Annotated in this window: 17 protein-coding genes; 15 read left to right on the top strand and 2 right to left on the bottom strand. The window is 56.5% G+C overall.

The features are described 5' to 3' along the window. Nucleotides 1–178 precede the first annotated feature (178 nt). On the bottom strand, nucleotides 179–1,504 hold the full coding sequence (locus AC3ZPD_RS11525) for a YheC/YheD family endospore coat-associated protein (RefSeq protein ID WP_490984439.1): 1,326 nt from the start codon (nucleotides 1,502–1,504) through the stop codon (nucleotides 179–181). Nucleotides 1,505–1,562: 58 nt separating this feature from the next. Between AC3ZPD_RS11525 and AC3ZPD_RS11520 the strand changes: the two genes are divergently transcribed. The 11 genes from AC3ZPD_RS11520 (at nucleotide 1,563) to AC3ZPD_RS11470 (ending at nucleotide 11,031) form a co-directional block, all read left to right on the top strand. Further along, nucleotides 1,563–2,741 (top strand): glycosyltransferase family 4 protein, encoded by a 1,179-nt coding sequence (locus AC3ZPD_RS11520; RefSeq protein ID WP_490984438.1) that lies wholly within the window; start codon nucleotides 1,563–1,565, stop codon nucleotides 2,739–2,741. A 275-nt stretch (nucleotides 2,742–3,016) separates the two neighbouring features. Beyond that, the gene (locus AC3ZPD_RS11515; RefSeq protein WP_490984437.1) at nucleotides 3,017–3,838 is read left to right on the top strand and encodes a glycosyltransferase family 2 protein; all 822 of its coding nucleotides are present in this window, start codon (nucleotides 3,017–3,019) and stop codon (nucleotides 3,836–3,838) included. Nucleotides 3,839–3,843: 5 nt separating this feature from the next. Then, nucleotides 3,844–5,139: a glycosyltransferase family 2 protein gene (locus AC3ZPD_RS11510; protein WP_490984436.1), complete on the top strand. Its 1,296-nt coding sequence runs from the start codon at nucleotides 3,844–3,846 to the stop codon at nucleotides 5,137–5,139. Then, complete coding sequence (locus AC3ZPD_RS11505; RefSeq protein WP_490984435.1) at nucleotides 5,139–5,885, top strand: glycosyltransferase family 2 protein; 747 nt, start codon at nucleotides 5,139–5,141, stop codon at nucleotides 5,883–5,885. Before AC3ZPD_RS11510 ends, AC3ZPD_RS11505 begins: the two co-directional genes overlap by 1 nt. Before the next feature lie 44 nt (nucleotides 5,886–5,929). Beyond that, nucleotides 5,930–6,661 carry a sugar phosphate nucleotidyltransferase gene (locus AC3ZPD_RS11500; RefSeq protein ID WP_490984434.1) on the top strand — a complete coding sequence of 244 codons (732 nt, stop codon included), beginning with the start codon at nucleotides 5,930–5,932 and terminating at the stop codon, nucleotides 6,659–6,661. A 72-nt stretch (nucleotides 6,662–6,733) separates the two neighbouring features. Continuing rightward, nucleotides 6,734–8,044, top strand: coding sequence for a GT-D fold domain-containing protein (locus tag AC3ZPD_RS11495; RefSeq protein WP_490984433.1), 1,311 nt, complete (start codon nucleotides 6,734–6,736; stop codon nucleotides 8,042–8,044). Between the two features lie 21 nt (nucleotides 8,045–8,065). After that, the gene (locus AC3ZPD_RS11490; RefSeq protein ID WP_490984432.1) at nucleotides 8,066–9,553 is read left to right on the top strand and encodes a glycosyltransferase family 2 protein; all 1,488 of its coding nucleotides are present in this window, start codon (nucleotides 8,066–8,068) and stop codon (nucleotides 9,551–9,553) included. Nucleotides 9,554–9,684: 131 nt separating this feature from the next. Continuing rightward, complete coding sequence (locus tag AC3ZPD_RS11485) at nucleotides 9,685–9,972, top strand: nucleoside-diphosphate sugar epimerase (RefSeq protein WP_490984431.1); 288 nt, start codon at nucleotides 9,685–9,687, stop codon at nucleotides 9,970–9,972. Nucleotides 9,973–9,996: 24 nt separating this feature from the next. Beyond that, complete coding sequence (locus tag AC3ZPD_RS11480; protein WP_490984430.1) at nucleotides 9,997–10,350, top strand: alpha-helical endospore appendage domain-containing protein; 354 nt, start codon at nucleotides 9,997–9,999, stop codon at nucleotides 10,348–10,350. Next, nucleotides 10,347–10,652 (top strand): hypothetical protein, encoded by a 306-nt coding sequence (locus AC3ZPD_RS11475; protein WP_490984429.1) that lies wholly within the window; start codon nucleotides 10,347–10,349, stop codon nucleotides 10,650–10,652. Before AC3ZPD_RS11480 ends, AC3ZPD_RS11475 begins: the two co-directional genes overlap by 4 nt. 4 nt (nucleotides 10,653–10,656) lie before the next feature. Next, a complete protein-coding gene (locus tag AC3ZPD_RS11470; protein ID WP_490984428.1) occupies nucleotides 10,657–11,031 on the top strand; it encodes a hypothetical protein in 375 nt (124 codons plus the stop codon). 182 nt (nucleotides 11,032–11,213) lie between these two features. Here AC3ZPD_RS11470 and AC3ZPD_RS11465 read toward each other — a convergent pair whose 3' ends face one another. Beyond that, nucleotides 11,214–13,682, bottom strand: a complete 2,469-nt coding sequence (locus AC3ZPD_RS11465) for a beta-mannosidase (protein ID WP_490984427.1) — start codon at nucleotides 13,680–13,682, stop codon at nucleotides 11,214–11,216. 197 nt (nucleotides 13,683–13,879) lie between these two features. On the opposite strand from AC3ZPD_RS11465, the gene AC3ZPD_RS11460 reads away from it, so the two are divergent. The 4 genes from AC3ZPD_RS11460 to AC3ZPD_RS11445 all read left to right on the top strand — a co-directional run bounded on the left by AC3ZPD_RS11460 (nucleotide 13,880) and on the right by AC3ZPD_RS11445 (nucleotide 19,927). Next, nucleotides 13,880–14,716 carry an AraC family transcriptional regulator gene (locus tag AC3ZPD_RS11460; protein WP_490984426.1) on the top strand — a complete coding sequence of 279 codons (837 nt, stop codon included), beginning with the start codon at nucleotides 13,880–13,882 and terminating at the stop codon, nucleotides 14,714–14,716. A 172-nt stretch (nucleotides 14,717–14,888) separates the two neighbouring features. Next, nucleotides 14,889–17,975 carry a discoidin domain-containing protein gene (locus AC3ZPD_RS11455; RefSeq protein ID WP_490984425.1) on the top strand — a complete coding sequence of 1,029 codons (3,087 nt, stop codon included), beginning with the start codon at nucleotides 14,889–14,891 and terminating at the stop codon, nucleotides 17,973–17,975. 158 nt (nucleotides 17,976–18,133) lie between these two features. Further along, nucleotides 18,134–19,027: an ABC transporter permease gene (locus AC3ZPD_RS11450; RefSeq protein WP_490984424.1), complete on the top strand. Its 894-nt coding sequence runs from the start codon at nucleotides 18,134–18,136 to the stop codon at nucleotides 19,025–19,027. Between the two features lie 3 nt (nucleotides 19,028–19,030). Further along, nucleotides 19,031–19,927, top strand: coding sequence for a carbohydrate ABC transporter permease (locus AC3ZPD_RS11445; protein WP_490984423.1), 897 nt, complete (start codon nucleotides 19,031–19,033; stop codon nucleotides 19,925–19,927). Nucleotides 19,928–19,988: the final 61 nt, after the last annotated feature.

Here is a 19,988-nt window from a genome sequence, read left to right as displayed (position 1 = left end):
TGGGATCAACTCCGCTAATATTGACACAGATCGGGCTTTAAATCAACCAGGATCCGAGCGCCAGCCAGAAAAAGAATCCCCTGTTTAAACCCGCGGTAAACCGCTCTTCCTCACATGTCCGTTCCGCTGCTGCGGCTCAAATCGGGAAGTGCAGCGGTCAGGCCGAAGCGGGTTCCGTTTAGCGAAAAAGAACCGGCGCAACGTGGTTCTGCGGCTGCTGGAGCAGCAGATGACGGGCAAAAGCCATAGGCCTGCGGTACGTTTCCCTCCACACCATTTCCATGCCGGCTTCGCGAAACCCGTAACGCTGGTCGCGGCCGTTGCATTCTATGAAGTAGATCCGCCCTGAAGCGGTAATTCCGATGTCCATGCCGAGATCGGCGAGGAGAGGCAGCTGCCCTGAAAGCACCTCTGCCGCTTTCAGGGCCAGTGAACGGCTTCCGGCAAGCACTCTGGCGGCCACGCCCGGCGGCATTACGGCTTTTAGAAGCTCTTCGGCGGAACACGCGCTTCCTCCTTGAGCAATGTTGGATAAGAAGCCGCCTGGAGCGGACAGTTTGGCAAACAGGCCGGTGATGCTCCATTCCCCGCCGAGTCCGCGCTGGACGGTCACTCGCAGATCGAAAGGCCTTCCGTTGAACTCTGCCAGCGGCAGCCTTTCCTGAACGAGGAACGGCACCTGCCGGATCCGGCGGACGACCGGAAGCGGCAGCGAGGTTTTGCCGCTGCCGCCCAGCCGCACCTCTGTCCAGCGCCCGGGCTTTGTTCCCCGTTTGCTCCGGTAAATCAGTTTCCAGCCGCCGCTGTCCCGGCGCAGCCTCATGATGCCTTTCCCGACCGAGCCGCTGGCCGGCTTAAGAATCAGGTCGGAGTACCGCTGCATCATAAAGCCGATGTTGCCGAGGGTAGCGGGCAGCGTATACGGCTGGCAGGCCGCCAGCGCGGGATGACTGGCGAGCAGCCGGTGAATTTCGTCTTTCCGGTAGCGGGTATTGGCGTTAAAAAGGGTAATGCCATGGTCACGGAGAGCGGAAATTTTATTTTCGGCTGATTTTCCCGTATAGATGGCCCGGTTATGAATCACTTGCGGCGTCGGCACTAACGTGCGGATGTATTGGTTTCCCGTCTTCAAATAAACCGGAATGGTTTCCTGGCCGGGCCGCAGATCCTCCAGACGCAAATAGCAGGGAATCAAGCCGTAAGCAGCCGCAGCGTCCTCGTAGAGAGACAATGCTTCTTTTCCGGTGCGGCCCGCCGGTATGCCCCGGTGCATCTTGGCATTGAGCAGAATGCCGACATATTCGGGTTGCACGATCCTTCCCCCTTCCTGCCCGGGATCAACCGGGTAAGAATCATCCTTGGCTTGGTTTATTTTATGGCCGGATCTGGCGGAAAGCATGGACGAATGAGGCGCGTCACCCGCCTGATTTCGTTTCTGGTCTTCTTTCCGGCCTAGTACATGCGGCATGGAAAGGCGGTATTTTTGCGGAAGAGTCACCTTCATGCCCTTGCCGTCGTATAACTACAACATAATTGCGATTGGCAGAAGGGAGCTATCGGCTTTGAGTCCTCACAAGGTTGCGGTCATTTCGCCGGGATCGTTTGTCCTCCCATCGGGAAGAAGCAGCTCGGTGGAACGTGTAATTGAAAAAGTGGTCCCGCTGGCTGCAGGCCGCCTGGATATCCGGGTGTACGGCAGAACAGGGGAGGATGCCCCGGTAAAAGCGATGCTGGGCACGGTGCCCTGCAGCAGAGTGCCTGGAGGTTCAGCCTATTTGCCGTCCATTCTCCGCCATCTCCGAGCCTGGCGTCCGGACTCGGTAGACGTGCACAACAGGCCGCTGCTGGCCTGCCGTTTGAAGCAGCGCATGCCTCAGTCCGAGATTTTTCTGTCGCTGCATTCAACGACGTTCGTTCAGGAAAAACATTTCCCCAAAAACTGGGGAGAAACGGCGCTTAACCAGCTTGACGGCATTATTGCCAACAGCCATTTTCTGCACCAGGAGCTGCAGCGCCGTTTTCCGGGGCTGACCGCAAGGCTGGAGGTCAACCATCTGGGCGTCAGCCTGGAGGATTTTGTTCCGCGCTGGACACCGGTGGGAGAAGCGCTGCGGCGGGCAAGACTGGCGGAATACGGCTGGAGCGGACGGAAAATCGTGCTTTACCTCGGCAGGCTGATTCCGGAAAAAGGCGTTCATCATCTGCTTCAGAGCCTGCCGAAGCTGGAGGAACGGGAACCGGAAGTGCTGCTGCTGATCGTCGGCAGCGCCTATTACGGAAGCCAGCGCGAAACGTCTTATGTCCGGGAATTAAAAAATATGGCCGAAGCTTATCCCGGCCGTGTGGAATTCCTGCCCTTCACGCCTTATCCGCAGGTAGCGGACTGGTATAACCTGGCCGACGTGGTGGTTGTTCCTTCCGGCGAAGAAGAGGCGTTTGGCCTTGTCAATGTGGAGGCGATGGCAGCGGGAGTTCCGGTGATCGCCACAAGATCGGGAGGCATTCCGGAAATCGTGGAAGACGGAACCTCCGGTCTTCTGCTGGATCCGGGACGGCTCGGCGACGAGCTGCCCGCCGGCCTGCTCAAGCTGCTCGGCAGCGAGGAGCTGCGGCGGGAGATGGGGCTGCGCGGACTGGATATTGCGCGCAGCCGGTTCCGCTGGCAGCATACGGCGGCCCGATGGGTCAGGCTGATGACCCATCAGGAGAACCGCGAAGAATGGGCCGAAAGGCAGGCCTAACTTTGCCGGAGTTGGCCGGCGGCATGCCTTGCGCGCAATAAGCACAATATTAGGTGGAATAAACAGGATGAAGGCGGAAGCCGCGTCCTGTTTTTCTTTTTTAGCGGTTCAATTCCTTCGCCAGCCAGCCCCGCTTTTGACCCTCTTTGGCCTGAACCCGTTAGGCAAAGCGGCATCAGCCCTTGTACGTTTGCCGTTGCAGGCAGCGGTACGGAGCATAAGCTATCGTATATGCCCTCTATTTCCGCATTACTGACAAAGGTGGGATTCCGAAGGTGAACAAACGTAAAATACGTCCCCATACGGGTCCTAAAGCCGCCAGGCGGTATAAGTCCGGACGGCTTCCGGCCGTCGTCCCCAGCCATCCCGAGCCGGTCGTTTCGGTTATTATTCCGGTGATGAACGAAATCCGGACCTTGCCCGGCGTTATCAGGGAAGCCTCCAAAGTCCATCCGAAAACGGAAGTGATCGTGGTCGCCAACGGCTGCCGGGACGGGAGCGCGAAGGCCGCAAGAAAGCTTGGGGCCAGAGTTCTCGAATTCGAAGAGCCTTTAGGCCACGATGTGCCGAGAGCGGTAGGAGCCAAAGCCGCGAAAGGAAACGTACTTCTGTTCGTGGACGGGGACATGGCCGTTCGGGCCTCTGAGCTGAAGCCTTTTGTTTCCGAGATTCTGGAAGGCGGGGATTTGGCCTTAAACGAATACAGCGGACCTGTGAATACAGGAAACATTCATCCCGTCGTGAGCGCCAAATTTATGCTGAACATGCTGCTGGGCCGTCCGGATCTGAAAGGCGTGTCCATGACGGCGGTGCCTCACGCGATAAGCCGGGAGGCTGCGCTGCGGATCGGGTTAGACCATCTGGCCAGTCCGCCGAACGCGTATACTGCCGCTATTCTGGAGGGCCTGCAAGTAAGGCCCGTTCATTTCGTAAACGTCGGAAGACGAAACCGCAGACGCAGGCTCCCGGGGCAGCAGGACCTGCTGACCGCGATTGTGGCCGGCGATCATATGGAAGCGGCCTCCCGGATTCTGGCGCTGCGGGGACCCCGCGGCGGGTTTTCGGATCTGGGCAGGCTCCGTGAGAGAGCAAGGTGACCCGGATGACAAAGAAAACGAAGGTAGGTAAAAAAAGAGCTTCCACCATGTTTGGGGGAATTCGGCGGACGCTCCGGCCCGCCGGCAAAATCAGAAGCGGAAACGGCCGCAGAAGTCCCGCTCCTTTCCGGAGGAAGCGCAGGAAGGGGCCTTTACTGACGGTCGTCCCGGCCGCAGCGGCCAGCCGCCGGCGCCGCCGGATTCCTTCTCCGCCGAATCCGATGGCCGGAGGAAAACGGGTAACCGGCCTTGCAGAAGCCTATAAGGCCGGGAGGGGAGCCGGACTGGCTGCCGCCGGCGCGGGACAACGGGAGGGGACGGAATCCGGGTTGCGATCAGGAACAGGAACAGCATTGCCGCCCGACCCCTCGGGGTCCGGACAAAATGCCGGCAGCCGGGAAGTTTTCCGGAGCTCGCTGTCGGACTGGTTCAGACTCCGAACGGTCAAAGGCCGGCCGGCTTTCCGGGAGGCCATGTTTCTTGGTTTTGCCTTCCGCGAAGGATATGCCAAAGCCGCCGGGGCGTCCCCGGATTCGCTGGGTGTGCCCGTCCCGCTTACGGGCCGGGCTACGGCGGTGATTACGGCCTGCAATGAGGAAAAAACCGTCGGCCGGCTGCTGGATGAATTGGACCGTCTGCCGCTATACGAGCGGATTGTTGTGTTAAACGGCTGCACGGACGGCAGCTTTAACGAGGTGAGAAAGCGGGACAACGTCATTCTCGCGTTTGACCCCGACAGACTTGGCCATGATGTCGGCCGTTCACTTGGGGCCGCCTTGGCCGGCGGGGACAGCCTGCTGTTTGTGGACGGGGATATGCAGGTCCCCGCCGAAGAGCTGGCGGCTTTCCTCTATGAGCAGGAAAACGGCATGGATGTCGTACTCAACGACATTTCGGCGTTCCTGCCTCCCTTCGGCAGCCAGGACGAAGTCACCCGCTGCAAATCGTTCCTGAATCAGGCGTTGGGACGGACTGATTTGGGAAGCAGCTCACTGACTGCGGTGCCTCATGTTCTGTCGCGCCGGGCCGTGGAGGTTATCGGTACGGCGGCGCTGGCGGTGCCGCCCAAAGCCCAGGCGGTGGCCATCCTGGAGGGCCTTGTAGTGGCCGCCCCGTGTACGGCGGACGTGATCGGGCGCAACCGGCTCCGCCAGGGTAACCTGGGGGCCGGAAACAAAGTGGCCCAATTGATTGTCGGCGATCATGCCGAAGCGCTGCACGAAGCGGTCAAACGGCTCGGACCGAGACTGTACTGGCAAAATGCTTCGCGTCCCGAACTGGCGAAAGCGAGGAACGGATAATGGGTACTGCGGATTTAACGAGCATTATCATCCCGACTTATAACGGTCTGGAGCTGTTGGCGCGGTGCGTGGATTCCATCCGGCAGTTTACCGCTGTCCCTTACGAGATCATTGTGGTCGATAACAGCTCGACGGACGAAACTGCGGAATACTGCGTGCAGCAGTCGCTCCGCTTTATATCCCTGCCGGTCAACAGCGGTTTCCCGGTTGCCTGCAACAAAGGGCTGGCCATGGCGGCGGGCGAGCAGTTAATGCTGCTTAACAACGATTGCGCGGCCACCCCGGGATGGCTGTCGCAGATGCTGTCGGCCTTGTACAGCAGCCCGGACGTCGGCATCGTGGGGCCGGTCACGAATTATGCCAGCGGCAGACAAAAGGTCGAAACCGGCCTGGGCGGCTTTTCGGAGCTGATAGCGTATGCGGGCGGGCACAACCAGCCGGATCCGGCCAAATGGCAGGAGGTCAAAAGGCTGGTCGGCTTCTGCTTTCTTTTTAAGCGTTCGCTGTACAACAAGATCGGACCGCTTGACGAAGGCTTCTCCCCGGGCCATTACGAGGACGACGACTACTGCTACCGGGCGGTCCGCAAAGGCTTCAGGCTCCTGATATGCGGGGATACCTTCGTTTACCATCAGGGCAGCGCTAGCTTTAACGCGGAGCATCCGGGCGGCTGGAACGGGCTGATCAGCCGGAACCGCCAGCGGTTTATGGAAAAATGGGGCGTGGATCCGCTCGAGTTCATTTAAGCCTTTTTTAGATAGAGCAGTTTATCTTAGGAGGAGGAGTAGCCATGAAAGGCGTCATTTTGGCGGGAGGAACCGGAACAAGGCTGTATCCGTTAACCCGGCTGATCAACAAACACCTGCTCCCGGTCGGAGAATCGCCTATGATCTGCTACGGCATCGAGAGGCTCCGGCAGGCCGGCATCACCGATATTTTGCTGATCATCAGCAAGCAGTCGGCCGGTTTGTACACGGATTTTCTTGGCGGCGGCAGGGAATGGGGGGTTAACCTCACTTACAAAATCCAGGAGCAGGCCGGTGGAATCGCCGAAGCGCTGGATTTGGCGCGCGGATTTATTCCTGAAGGCGGCCGGTTTGTGGTGCTGCTTGGCGACAACCTGTTTCTGGACGATCTGAAGCCTTTCGCTGAAAAATTCATGAAGCAGCCTTACGGAAGCGCCAGAGTGCTGCTTAAGCAGGTCAAAGACCCGCACCGTTACGGCGTGCCCGTCTTTGACGAACGCAATCGGAAGCTTATTTCCTACATTGAAGAGAAACCGCAGCAGCCCAAATCAAATTACAGCGTTACGGGCATTTATATGTACGACGACCAGGTTTTTGAGCGGATCGCCGCTACTTCGCCTTCCGAACGGGGGGAAATGGAAATTACCGAGGTGAACAATCTGTATGCCCGGGATGGCAAGCTGGAATACGATATTCTGCACAAATGGTGGACGGATGCGGGAACGTTCGAATCTTTGCGGGAAGCCTCGAAGAGGATGGGAAAAGCCGGTTTGTAGCCGGACTCCATTTCAGAGGGAAGATTTGGTTGAAACGAGAGGAATCCGGTTTGAAGAGGAGGAAGACGGACCATGAAAAAGCAGAAGCCGCGTTCAAAAGCCCTGAACCTCAAAATCAAGGAGGGCGGCCCAGCCTTTGGGGTGCCCGCTCGGCTTGCCTTTTTCCGAAGCTCCAATCTTCCCCAAACGGTCCGCCGTTCACGTTCGGGAATTCAGGCACGCTTCAAAGCCGGCATAAGGAAGCGGCGCCAGCTTCCGCAGGGAGCGTGGAGAGCAGGAGGACCGGGAAAAGCGGCAAAAGGGAGCAGAGCCGCACGAAGAGGAAAAACTGCAAGAATGGGAAGATCGGGAAGTGCCGGAAGATCGCGATGGCTTAAACGCAGGGGGGCAAACAGAAACGGTCCGGCTTTCTTCAAGCCTGCAAGAGCGGTTCCGGACCTCATCCGGCTGGTGGAAACGGAACAGGCTGCTGCCCTGCAGGAGACGTTGTTCGCACAGGCTGCCGGACCATCTGACGACCGCCTGGCAGAGCAAACGGCGAGGGCAGCCGAATTGGAGGAAAGATACCGGACCGGTCTGCGGGACGGTTATTTCGAAGGGGGCGAAGGCGAGGTTGCGCGCCTGCTGCCTCCGAATACGATTTTACGCGGGTATACGGTTCGAGATCTGATCGCGGCCGGCATCTCTCAGCTGCCCCCGGGAGCGCTGATTCCGCTTATGCCGCCAGAAGGAGTCGCCGAAGAAATTCGCCTGGCCCTGGCCTCCGGCCGTCCGTTGTCTCTGGTCAGGCTGGGCGACGGGGAGCTGTTGACGCTTGCGCATGAGACGGTGCTGCCAACCGATGAAGCCCGGCTGCGGGGGCCCTTTTTGCCCTATTCAGGGGTAGAGCTGCCGGATCCGGCCGTCCGGGACGCTTTGGCGCAGGCGCTTTTTAAAGCGGACATCATCGGAGTTCCCGAATCCAGGCATCCCTCATTCCAAGGGCTCCTTTTTCCCGTGCTGGCCCATTATGGCCTTGATCCGGCGCGGCTGCGGCTGACCTCTTCAACTGTCAATTACGCTTTGGCCGAGCGCGGGCTGCTGCTGCCGCTCTTGCAGGGTCGCAGCGTGCTGGTCATCGGCAACAAAGCCGCCGGACTCGCGGATGCATTGATCCGCTCCGGCGTACACGTGGCCGGAATGGTGCCATCGGTGCAGGGAGCGCACGACGCGGAAAATGCAGTCGCCGCCGCTGCGGGTCACGCTTTTGATCTCGCGCTGGTTTCGGCGGGCATAGCGGCCGTGACGATCTGCAGTGAAATTTCCTCCCGGCTCGGCAAGCCTGCGATCGATTTCGGCCATATGGCCAATAAACTGGAAAGCGGCGAAATGACGCTCCACTGACCGAGGGGAGGGAAAAAGGTGATGACGAAACAACAAACAGCGGACAGGAACAGTATCCACGGCCTGAAGCAAGAAGCAAAAGCAGGAATTGCTGCCGCTGCCGGTCGCAGACGAAAGCCGCGTTTCCCTAAAGGGAAAGCGCAGCGCCGGCGGAAGCTTGGGCATTCCCGGCTTCACCGGCCGGAATCTGAGCCGGACCGGACCTCCGTTTTCCAGGAGGGCTGGAAAGCCGGATACGAACAAGGCCGTGCAGCCGGATACGGGGATTTCGAGCAGGTGTTTGAGGGCACAAGCATCATCATCCCAAGCTACAATCAAAAGGAGATGCTGCTGCAATGTCTGGACAGCATAGAGGCTTTTACGCCGCAGCCCTATGAAATCATCGTCGTCGACGACGCTTCTTCAGACGGGACGGCAGAAGCGCTGCGGAATCATAGAAAAGTAAGGCTTGCGGTGCATGACGGCAATAAAGGTTTTGCGGGTGCAATAAATACGGGACTTATGCTGGCAAAAGGCCGGACCGTGCTGCTTCTGAACAACGATGTGCTTGTCACGGAACGCTGGCTGGCCAACATGCTGGACTGCCTTGCCTCCTCACCGGAGATCGGGGCCGTTGGCCCGGTGACCAATTATATCGGGGGAGCCCAGCAAATTGAGGTTCCTTACGGCAGCCTGGAGGAAATGCGGCAATTTGCGGCGGTCCGGAACACGCCTGACCAGAGCAAGTGGACTGAAACGGAGCGGTTGGTCGGCTTCTGCCTGCTGTTAAGAAGAGAGACCGCGCTTCAGACCGGTTATCTGGACGAAGGTTACAGGCTCGGCAATTACGAGGATGATGACTGGATCATCCGGCTGAGGCTGCAGGGGCTGAAGCTGATGATCGCCGGCGACGCCTTTGTGCATCATTTCGGCAGCGTAACCATGAAAAGCCTGGATACCAGGCAGTTTGAGGAAACCAATGAACGAAACCGGCAGCTGTTCCAGCGGAAATGGGGCGCCGTTTATGAATATTTGGCCCGGCAGGCGAGCCGGGAAGCTTCCGTATGGCTTCAAGGCTGCACCTCGGCTGAAGGAACGCCCGTCAAGGTCGTGGCCGAAAGCGGCAGCGGCAGGTTGTATTGGCTGCAGGACGGCTCCAAATACCGCATCAGCTCCGGGGGAACGCCTGTAGGAGTTCCGTATGCCGGCCCTAAAACAAGGCTATCGCAGCGTGATCTGCGGAATTTGCCGTGCGCGGGGGAATGGTCTTTGGAGCAGGTCGAGGCGGCTTTGGGAGAGCTGAAGCAGGCCGGCACGTTTCCGTTTAGCGACGGCGTTATCGTCCAAACCCCGGAAGGGCGGCTGTTTCAGATTGACCGCGGCATGTCCCGGCCGCTCCTGACCTCCTATACGGTGGAGATTTGGGGACTGGAAGGCCGGATTGTCCCGGCGACGGCTAAAGAGCTGTCGGCTTACCCGGAAGGACGCCCGGTGCTTCCGCCTGTTACGCTGATTTCAAAGGAATTATAAATTTATCGGTTGGATCGGTATCCAGAGCGGAACGATCAATATAGCCCCGGCATATGCTGAAACCAGTAGGATGCCGGGGCGTTTTTTGCCTATAACACCCGGGGATCCGGGGCAAATGGAGGGGCTAATACGTGGATCAAAAGATAACCGATATGATGATGCATATGGCGCATTCGCACCAACAGCTTGCCCGTGTCATTGATGCCGAACGTCATATCACGGTCAGAATGGCACAGATTGTGCACGCGCTGCCGGATGAAGAGCCGGATTTCGGAGGGGTTGAGGGGATGCTGGGCAGTACGTCTTCCGTCAACAAAAGCATTATCGCTTATTTAAACTCCATTGCCGACCTGGAGGAAGCGATCGCGGAAAACCTCACGCATGTCATGACCGAGCTTAAAGGCTCGGAAGAGGAGTAACAGCCGGAACTAGGAGGTGAGAAAGTGAGCAGGGAACACGCTTATATCAATATCCTGGATGCCGCAGCAAAGATTCAGTGGAACATCGCGATGATGCTTGAGGCGAAGGCGCTTGAAGCGGAGAAAGCGAGGAACTGGACTTTAAACCATCTGCATGCCACCAGCTTCGGCGATCACGAGAGCCAGCTTGAGCAGCCGCTCACCGTCCATGAGCAGATGGTAGAGCTGCTCGAAGGATTAACGAAGCTTGAAAACGGCTTATGCAGCAACATGCGTGCGCTGCTGACGTCTTCCGGGGGCAGCGACGGAGATTCCGGCGGATTCGGGGATATGTTTGGGGGCTTGGGCGGTTCGGGGTTTGGAGATGAGGAAAAATGATGTGGATGAAACGTCCGCCGACGGAACAGGAGGCCAAACTTCAGTTAATCATGTCGATATCCAGAAGCCAGAACGCGATCGCCAGAATTCTTGACAGCATGGCCGACGTTTCGTCCTATTCGGAAGAAACCGCCGAACTTTTGGCCCATAATGCCCACCGGATCACGCGGTACCAGCAGGCGATGGCTTCCCTGCTGACCGGAATCACCCTGCATCGGCAGTATAAGGGCGAACCGGCAAAACCGTGGATTAACGCCGGATCGGTGTCGCCTATTGATCAGGTAACGAAGGAGGAACAATGACAATATGCCTTTAAAGAAAAAAAGCAAACGGGGATTGCTCCGCAGAACAAAAAGGGGAGCTAGGCCGCTGAAGCGCCGCCTCAAAAAAAGAACCTTGCGAAGCAGAGTCTGGCTGGGCAAAGGGAAGCCGGGAAAACGGAAAACCCTCCGCAAAAAGCTTCGCCGCAGAAAAGGCGCCCTTCTCCGGAGAAGAGGAGACGCCGCCGCTTTGCCGCCGGAGGTTCAGGCTCCGAAGTCGCAAGGTGCCTCGTCGAACACGGAGGCCCTTTATCAAGAAGGCTACGATGAAACCTATCAGGAAGGTTTTAACGCCGGTTTTGCGCAAGGCTTCGAAGACGGCCACAAGCTGGCCTATCAGGAACAGGAGAACAAAGCGTAGAAAGATCGATAAGCTGGCAACAAAGGATAAGCGAGCATTAAACTATGAGCAGGACATTAAACGATTTTAGCGGCCATGGTCCCTAAAAAACGCTTCGGGCCAAGGCCGCTAAGTTCAGCCTGTATATGTTGTTGTAGTTCTTGTTGTTCAGGAGACGGTATATTCCGTTTTATTCCGGCATTTTATACATAAGTTTCGTACAAGCTCCGAACGGTCAGCTGTTCTTTGAAAACCTCGAGGCTTAAGGCCTCCGACAGGCTTTCTTTAAAGACGGTAACCGACTTCGGCTTGGAAGCGGACAAGTCAAAAAGGTTGTCGCTCCACCGGGCGTCCGCCGTCCGCAGGTCCAGCAACACGAATTTGGCGAAGGCCCGGCTGACCAGCTCAATCACGAAACGATCCTCTTCTTCCGTCACCTCAGCTGTGATCTGCGGATCCAGATAGTCGAAATGTTTGGATTTCACGAACAGCACGGTACCGCCGCTGACCGGATGTCCTTCTGCGGCAAACTCGAATTCCAGATAGCTCTGCCGGAGCTTCTGCTTGCTGTCCAGCTCCTTGCCGAAATCAAGGCTGGCAGCTTCTTTGGAAGCAAGGGCCTCCACCGACACTTCCGTTTCGCCGCTGCGGATCACTTCGGACCGGTGGTTCATCAGGCGCCAGGACAAACGCCCGCTGACTGGCTGAAGCGTCTCGTTGGTCACGTGCAGTGAAGCGGCGGTTCCTTCTTCGCACGCCGAAGCGAGCACCGGAGCGAAAAAACGTTTGGCCGCATGATGGGTGGCTTTCCATCTGCCGAAGTAGTCCAGGCTGGACCAGGAGGCTCCCGGCCAGATATCGTTCAGCTGCCAGTAGATAGCTCCCATGCACCGGCCGCGGTTGCGCCGCCAATGCTCGACTCCGACGCGCATGCCTTCCGCCTGGATCAGCTGCGAAACATACAGGAGCGAATCAAAGTCTTTCGGATATTTAAAGTATTCGCTGATATAATAAAGGATTTTTTCGTTGCCGGTTCCGTTCTTCTGGTGAGCCTCCATGACATAGGAGAAAATGTTCCGGTCTTCGGGCAGGGTGAATGTCTCCACCGTTTTCAGTGAAGGAAACGACTGCAGCCCGAATTCGGACATGAACCTCGGATACAGCGTGCGGAATTCCGTAATCGGCTTTCGGCCGTGCCACACATCCCAATAGTGCATATCGCCTAGGCTTTCCTTGTTCGGGTCGTCCAGGCCGCCGGCCGAGGAAGGCGAAGAACGCCAGTAGAAGGTGTTCGGATCAAGCGATTGGTTCAGCTCGGGCATAAATTGCTCGAATTGAAGCAGATAATCGTCCCGCAGCTTCTCCCCGAACCGTTCCGTCCAGCCCCAGTAAGCCCACGCATATTCAAGCTCGTTGTTGCCGCTCCAGATGCCAAGGGAGGCGTGATGGCGGAGCCTTTTGACGTTGTCGATCGTCTCCTGCCGGATATTCTCTTTAAAGGCTTCGTTAAAATCGTAAGCGCCGCAGGCATACAGATGATCCTGCCAGACGATCAGCCCGTATTCGTCGCACAAATCGTAGAAGCGGTCGTCCGGATAAAAGCCGCCGCCCCAAATGCGGATGCAGTTGTAGTTGGCTTCCACGCAGCTTTGCAGCAGGTTCTTTGACCGCTCGAAGCTTAGTCTTCCAAAAACGTTGTCCTCCGGAATGTAGTTGGCCCCCATGGCAAAGATACTTTTGCCGTTGATTTCAAATTCGAACGATTCGCCCCATTGGTCTTCCTCCTGGCGGATCGTCAGCGTCCGCAGGCCGATGCGGATCGTTTTGACGTCGACTACCCGATCTCCTTTCAGCACCTGTACGGTCAACCCGTACAGCGGCTGGCTGCCGTAATTGTGCGGCCACCACAGCTCCGGATGGTCAACGACGATCGTCTGCAGGACGCTGGAACCGTCCAAGGCTGCTTCGCGTTCCCGCGTTTCGCCGTCCGGAGCCTTTAATACGGTCCGTATCCGCAGGCCGCCTTCCCGCCACTGACGGATGTCCGTCCGGATCTCCAGGCTGACATGGTTATCGGCGTGGTGCTGCGTAACGAGTACGTCCTCGATCCGCCCGAAGTCGTAGCCGCGCATGTCGATATCCCGCCAGATGCCCGAATCAGGCAGCTGCGGACCCCAATCCCAGCCGAACATGCTGTGGGCTTTCCGCAAATGGGAGATGCCCGGTACCGCATCGGCGCAGCTGCAGAGGTACATCTCCTTGTCCCGTTCCAGAACATAGCGGGTCGGCGACTTGAGCAGGACGTGGATATGATTTTCCCCCGGCTTCAGGACCTGTTTAACATCCGGTTCATAAGTCCGGTGCATGTTGTCGGCTTCGAGAACGAGGTTGCCGTTGATCCGGATTTCGCAAAGCGTGTCCAGGCCTTCGCAGCGGAGCAGGACAACGTCGTGGTCAAGCGCCTCTTGTTCCACAAGAAAGGTTCTTTCGTATTCGTAATCAAATTTCGTCTGCTCCAGAATGTCGTATTCATTGTCGCGGAAGAAAGGGTCTTCCATTTTGCCGGCCTTAAGCAAATCCTGAAAAACGGATCCCGGTACGACGGCGCTGTTCCACTCCGTTTCGTCGGTCCGCTTCATTTTCCAAACCCCATTAAGTGTTAGCAAACGCATCTGATCTCCTCCTGATATCGGCTGTTCATTTTTGTGCTGTATTTGTATCTCAGGATTCGCTATGATTAAGCCTAACCGCCAAGAACAGCTAGATCATAGCATTCCGGCTGCGTGTCGTCTTGTATTTCTTGCGTAAATTTTTGTTCTATATTATCATTTTCCTGACTTGAACTTGATCGGAAAGAGGAGGGGGAAAGATGCAGATTCCCGTTCTGCGCGCCGCCGCGCTTATCGACGCCCAGGTGCAGTCGAACTATCATATCGTCCATTCGATTCAGCATGCCTATCCGCTGCACAGCCATGATTTTTACGAGCTGTTCCTGGTTACCTCCGGCAGGTGCATCCACCGGATCAACGGGGAAGAGCAGCCTTTGGAGACGGGGGCGATGGCGTTCGTCCGGCCCGGCGATACCCACGGCTACGATTATTGGGGACACGAGGACTGCCAGTTTATGAACGTCAATTATTATCCGGAAATTGTGGAGAACGCGTTCGCTTATTTCGGCAATCCCGGTTTTGCCCAGAAGCTGAAAGAAGGACAGGCATCACCTGTAGTCCGGCTTGTTCCCTCCGATCTGGAGGCCTTGAGCCGCAAAGGCAGACAGATGCACCTGTATACGACGACGGACAAACCCAAAGCGCGGATGGCGGCCCGCAGCCTGCTGACCGAGGCACTCGCGTACTTTTATTACGATTACCGGGATGAAAACGGCAGCACGCTGCCGGAGTGGCTCGACCTGCTGCTCATCGAAATGCAGAAGAAAGAAAACTTCACCGCAGGGCTGGAAAGGCTGAACGAGCTGGCGGACCGAAGCGTCAGCCATCTCAACCGCATTTTTAAACAATACCTGCAGACCACCCCCACGGCTTACATCAATCAGCTCCGGCTCAGTTATGCCAGAAATTTGCTGCTGACTACCCGGCTTTCGATTTTGGAAGTCTCGCTGGAGGCCGGTTTTGATAACCTAAGCCATTTCTACCATCTGTTCAAAAAATGCTTCGGCCTGTCGCCGGGAAAAATCCGCAGCGGATGACAAGCTAGTAGACGAGCCACTATGCCAGCCACTATGCAGCCACTAGACAAGCTTCCAGGGCGAAGACCCAACCGTTACGAAAGAAATCCAATCATCGTTAAATAGTAAAACGCTTACATTTTAACTACAATTGGAAAATGATTTCAAATCTTAAGCGGGAGGGATAGCCAGTATGAACAAAAGGATTCGCCGATTGCTGCTTGGCACGGTCGGAGCCGTGCTGCTGACCGGCGGTTTTATGCCGGGAGAAAGGAATGCATCTGCCGCCGAGCCGGTGCCTGTAACCGTCACCCAAACGGGGGACATCGTTACGGCCGATAACGGCCTGTTGACCGTGACGTACGATTTGTCTGACGGGAAAGGGGACCTGAAGGCCGGGGATACGACGATTATGTCGGATTTTTCCTCGGACTACAGGCTGGCGGGCAGCACAAACCGCATCAGTTCGTTTGACGAAGGCACGCGGACGGCGGCCTGGACTCCGATCGGAAGCGACGGCTATGGATCCGGCGGTCAGAAGCTGACGATTACGAACGCCCTTGCCTCCGGTTCCACCCTCGTTTTAAACCTTTCACTCTATGAGAATTTGCCTTATATGCTCGCGGACATGAAGGTCGTAAGCGGCACAAGCCAGAGCATCGACTTGATGGAGCCGGTTGCGGCGCTTAACCTCGATATCGGAGCAGGCGCGGACAAGCGGATTTACACGACGCCTTACACGAATAACTTCGATTTCGGCGTTGCTCCCGTAAACGACTTCGGCAGCAGCCAGAACGGTTACGAACGTCTGCTAGGCTCCTCGGAGGAATGGACCGCCTTTAACGGAACGAGTTATTGGGTCTCCTCCGTCTTTGACAACTGGAGCAAACACGGCTTCGTGGCCGGGGCGACAACCACTTTTAAATGGAAAAGCATGCAGCATCTAGGGCAGGCGGAAACGATGAACGGTCCGCTGACCGGCTTCTCCGTCTACAACTCGGGCGGAAAGCAGAGCGGGACGGAGGTGTCATCCGATTCCTTTTTCCTCGGTTATTTTGACGATTACCGTACGGGCCTTGAGACCTTCGGGAAGGCCTATACCGTAGCGGAGCCGACGCTGGACTGGTCGGGGGATGTGCCGACGGGTTTCAACACCTGGTATGCCTACTACGACTATTCGTCGGCCGACTCCATGTATGCGATGACGGACTATTTTGCCGATCATTTGAAATCGCTTGGTTATGAATACATGAACCTGGACTGCTGCTATCGCGGGGTCCAAGGGCAGGACATTGACCCGAGCCTGAAGCAGTTCGTCGATTACGTGCACGGGAAAGGCATGAAAGCCGGGACCTATTCCGCACCGTTTGCGATCTGGGACGACTTGAATTCGACCGTGCCGGGGACGTCTTATACCTTTAGGGACATTGCGCTCAAGGACGAAAGCGGCCAGCCGATCAAATCCTATATCAATACTTATATCGTTGATGCGACGCACCCCGGGGGCCAGGCTTACCTGCACTGGGTGATCCACAGATACCACGTAACGCCGGGTTTCGATTATGCCAAACTCGATTTTATTGATTTAGGCATGACTGACGGAGCGTTTTATGACTCGTCCAAAAACGGGATTCAGGCGTACCGGATAGGCATGGGCATTATCCGCGACGAGCTGGAGAGCGCTCCGCACCCGGTCTTTATCGACGAATCGATTGCCCCGCTGATGCCATCGGGCTACGCGCACGGCAGAAGATCTGGCGTTGATACAACGATCGGCCTGGATTCTTACCCGGGCATCGAACGGCAGGCGCTGAATACCGCCGCTTCCTGGTGGACCAACGGAACGCTGTATGACTACAATGATCCGGATATGCTGTTCCCGCAAAATGTCGTCAACGGGTTTGACAGCATGACCCTGAACGAAGCGAAACTTCTAGCGACGACGGTCGTGATGGGCGGTGGCCATCTGCTCCTTGGCGATAACGTTCCGTTCATTTCGGAGGACCGGATGAAGATGATTGTCCAGAATCCGGATCTTCTTGCGCTGGCCAAGAAAGGTCTGGCGGCGAAGCCGGTCCTGATGACGAACTTTTATCATCATCTGGAGCATGCTCCGGCCGTGATTTATTTGACGGATGCAAACGGCGACCGCTATGTCGGCCTGTCCAACTGGGATATGAACCATCCGGCTGAAGTCTCGTTCTCATCTGCGGATATCGGGCTTGATCCTAACGCGGCTTATACCTTGACCGAGCTGTACAGCCATACGAAGCTTGGTACGCTCTCCGGCAGCTATTCGCGCACGTTACAGCCCGGAGAATCGATGATCGTCAAGGTATCGGGAGAGGAATCGGCGCTGCCGCAGCCGCCAGTTAATTTGGCGCTGGGCAAAGAGGCGGCCGCCTCTTCAACCTGGTCTGCAGAAGCCGGTTTTGACGCTTCGAAGGTAACGGACGGCGATGTCGCCACTCGCTGGAGTGCGGAAGGGGGCACGGCTGACAATCAATGGATCGAGGTCAACTTTGGCGAAAGCACGGAGTTGAACCGGGTCGTGGTCAGCGAATACGGTTCCGGCAGCCAAAGTTTCCAGATTGAAACCTATGCGCTGCAATATTGGGACGGCTCTGCCTACAAGGATCTAAAGAAGGAATATACGCTTGGCGACAACCGTGTGTTTGATTTTCCCGCGGTATCCACGACGAAGCTGCGGCTGTACGTGGAGAAATCCCGGTTTATCCCTTCGATCGCCGAGATCGCGGCTTATGACGTGCCGGACAATACCGGTTTTGTCATTGACCAGGACAACAGCGGCACGCCTTCATGGACCTATTCGGACATTCGCGACGTCGTGCAGCGGATGCAGACCTTTACGCTGACGCAGCCGGAACTGCCAAGGCTGGACGTATACCTGTATGAAAGTTACGCGAGTAAAGTGCCGGAGGATACGCTTTACGTGGACGTTGTGGAACTCGATTCAAACGGGAATCCGGTGAAAAAGCTGTTCAGTTCTGCGCTGAATCCGAACAACATTCCGGGAGCGCCTGCGCCATATGCGGTATATCCGCGTTTGACGGGACTGGATACAAGCAAACAGTATGGCTTCATTTTGCGCTCGCCCGGCACGCTGGAGGACGGTTCAACGACCAACAAATATGGTTTTGCCTACAGCGACGACAATACGTACGCCGGAGGTTATGAGCGGCTGTCCACGGACGGCGGGCTCACCTGGTCCACGGAAAGCGGAGGAAACCGCGATCTAAGATTTACGGTGTACAAATAAATAATCAGCAGGAAATGTGAAGACGGCGGCCGGGTTCCCGGCCATCCGTTTTTCCAGGCGCCTATCATGAGTGCCAACCGTCGCGATAATAATCCAATCGTTGTTATATGGTAGCGGTTACAAGGCCGCCGTTATAATTAGGCCACGGAGGTGATTCCATGCTAGCAAAAGTGGTCAAATATCGGTGGCAGTATCTCATGATTGCGCCGGCCGTCGTCCTTCTTTTCTTATTCAGCTACATCCCGATGGCCGGCATACAAGTAGCGTTCAAAGATTTCCACATCGGACTTACGATTTGGAACAGCCCCTGGGTCGGGCTTGAAAATTTCTCCTTTCTGCAGGATGACCAGTTCTGGGTCGTGGTCAGGAACACGCTCTGGATCGCGCTGCTGAAATTCATTTTCGGCTTTCCGGCGCCGATTCTGCTGGCCCTGCTTATTAACGAGGTGCGGCACACCGGATTTAAACGGTTCGTTCAGTCCGTCAGTTATCTGCCGCATTTCTTTTCCTGGATCGTGGTAGCGTACATTTTGCAGTCGATGCTGACGCTGGATGGGGGGCTTGTAAACCAGTTCATTACGAATCTTGGAGGAAAGCCGATCTTTTTCCTCGGATCGACGGAATGGTTCCGGCCGATGATTGTGGTCAGCGGTTTATGGAAGGAAGTCGGGTGGAACACGATTCTGTATCTGGCGGCCATCACGACCATTGATCCGCAGCTCTACGAAGCAGCGCGGGTGGAAGGAGCCGGCCGGCTGGCTCAGATGCGGCACATTACATTCCCGGGCATCCTGCCGACGGTTTCGATCGTACTCATCCTGAGCATGCCAAGCCTGATCGCCGTCGGGATGGACCAGATTTATCCGCTGATGAATCCGGCGAACCAGCCGGTTGCGGACGTGCTGGACACGTATATTTTGCGCAACGGCCTGCAGCAGGGCTACTTTGGAACGGCGACTGCGATCGGCCTGCTTTCTTCGGCGATCAGCCTTCTTCTTGTGTTGTTTACGAACCGCATTTCCAGAAAACTGAACGGAGAGGGGCTCTGGTAAAAGATGAAACTATCAGCGAGTGAACGCACCGGCCAGATCCTGATCATGGTGCTCCTCAGTTTACTGTGCGTCTCGGTTCTGTATCCTTTTCTCTATATGCTTGCGATCTCCCTGAACGTAGGAAGCGACGCTGCTAACGGCGGCGTGTACTTATGGCCGCGCAAATTTACGTTATACAACTTTCAGGTTGTACTTGGCAACGAGGTGATCCGGCACGCTTATCTCATTACGATCCTGCGTACGATTATCGGCACGGTTGCCGGCCTGCTTGTCACCCTGCTTGCCGCGTTTGGGCTTTCTTACCGGGGGCTGCCGCTGCGGGGGACGCTGCTGGGTTATGTGCTCATCACCATGCTGTTCAGCGGGGGACTTGTTCCTTATTACATTCAGCTTTACGACTTATCTCTCGTCAACTCGTTTTGGGTGTACATCATTCCGAGTGCGTTCTCGGCCTGGAATATGTTCGTCATGCTGAAGTTTATCCAGGGCATTCCCGACGCGCTGATTGAATCGGCCGAACTGGACGGCGCCGATCCGCTGCGGGTGCTGGTTTCCATCGTAGTGCCGCTCTCCCAGCCGATGCTGGCTGCTCTAGGCTTGTTTGTCGCCGTCATGCATTGGAACGACTGGTTTGCCGGAGCCTTTTTCGTTTCGGACCAGAACCTCATTCCGGTTCAGACTTTCCTTCAGCATTTGTTATCGGCTCAGGACATTTCGACGGTCCTCGGCTCCAATAACAACATCGAGGCCTTGGCCAGAGGCAGCGTGCTGGAAAATATCACCCTCATGTCGATCAAGATGGCGACGGTGATGATCAGCGCCATTCCGATTTTGTGCGTCTATCCTTTTCTGCAGAGATACTTCGTCAAAGGCGTGCTGATCGGTTCGGTGAAGGGGTAAGCCGCTTCGTTCTCCCTTCCGCCCAAGTATGTAGCAACATAGACACACCAAATAGATCAAG

The organism is Paenibacillus mobilis, from assembly GCF_058267595.1.
Note: the sequence above shows the minus strand (reverse complement) of the source record. Positions and strands in the feature narration are given on the sequence as shown.

Bases quoted from the DNA above. Each gene is read 5' to 3' on its own strand.
- AC3ZPD_RS11475 (WP_490984429.1), top strand. From the start codon at position 10,347: ATGATGTGGATGAAACGTCCGCCGACGGAACAGGAGGCCAAACTTCAG.
- AC3ZPD_RS11450 (WP_490984424.1), top strand. From the start codon at position 18,134: ATGCTAGCAAAAGTGGTCAAATATCGGTGGCAGTATCTCATGATTGCG.
- AC3ZPD_RS11470 (WP_490984428.1), top strand. From the start codon at position 10,657: ATGCCTTTAAAGAAAAAAAGCAAACGGGGATTGCTCCGCAGAACAAAA.
- AC3ZPD_RS11490 (WP_490984432.1), top strand. From the start codon at position 8,066: ATGACGAAACAACAAACAGCGGACAGGAACAGTATCCACGGCCTGAAG.
- AC3ZPD_RS11465 (WP_490984427.1), bottom strand. From the start codon at position 13,682: ATGCGTTTGCTAACACTTAATGGGGTTTGGAAAATGAAGCGGACCGAC.
- AC3ZPD_RS11495 (WP_490984433.1), top strand. From the start codon at position 6,734: ATGAAAAAGCAGAAGCCGCGTTCAAAAGCCCTGAACCTCAAAATCAAG.
- AC3ZPD_RS11510 (WP_490984436.1), top strand. From the start codon at position 3,844: ATGACAAAGAAAACGAAGGTAGGTAAAAAAAGAGCTTCCACCATGTTT.
- AC3ZPD_RS11525 (WP_490984439.1), bottom strand. From the start codon at position 1,504: ATGAAGGTGACTCTTCCGCAAAAATACCGCCTTTCCATGCCGCATGTA.
- AC3ZPD_RS11455 (WP_490984425.1), top strand. From the start codon at position 14,889: ATGAACAAAAGGATTCGCCGATTGCTGCTTGGCACGGTCGGAGCCGTG.
- AC3ZPD_RS11445 (WP_490984423.1), top strand. From the start codon at position 19,031: ATGAAACTATCAGCGAGTGAACGCACCGGCCAGATCCTGATCATGGTG.
- AC3ZPD_RS11505 (WP_490984435.1), top strand. From the start codon at position 5,139: ATGGGTACTGCGGATTTAACGAGCATTATCATCCCGACTTATAACGGT.
- AC3ZPD_RS11500 (WP_490984434.1), top strand. From the start codon at position 5,930: ATGAAAGGCGTCATTTTGGCGGGAGGAACCGGAACAAGGCTGTATCCG.
- AC3ZPD_RS11460 (WP_490984426.1), top strand. From the start codon at position 13,880: ATGCAGATTCCCGTTCTGCGCGCCGCCGCGCTTATCGACGCCCAGGTG.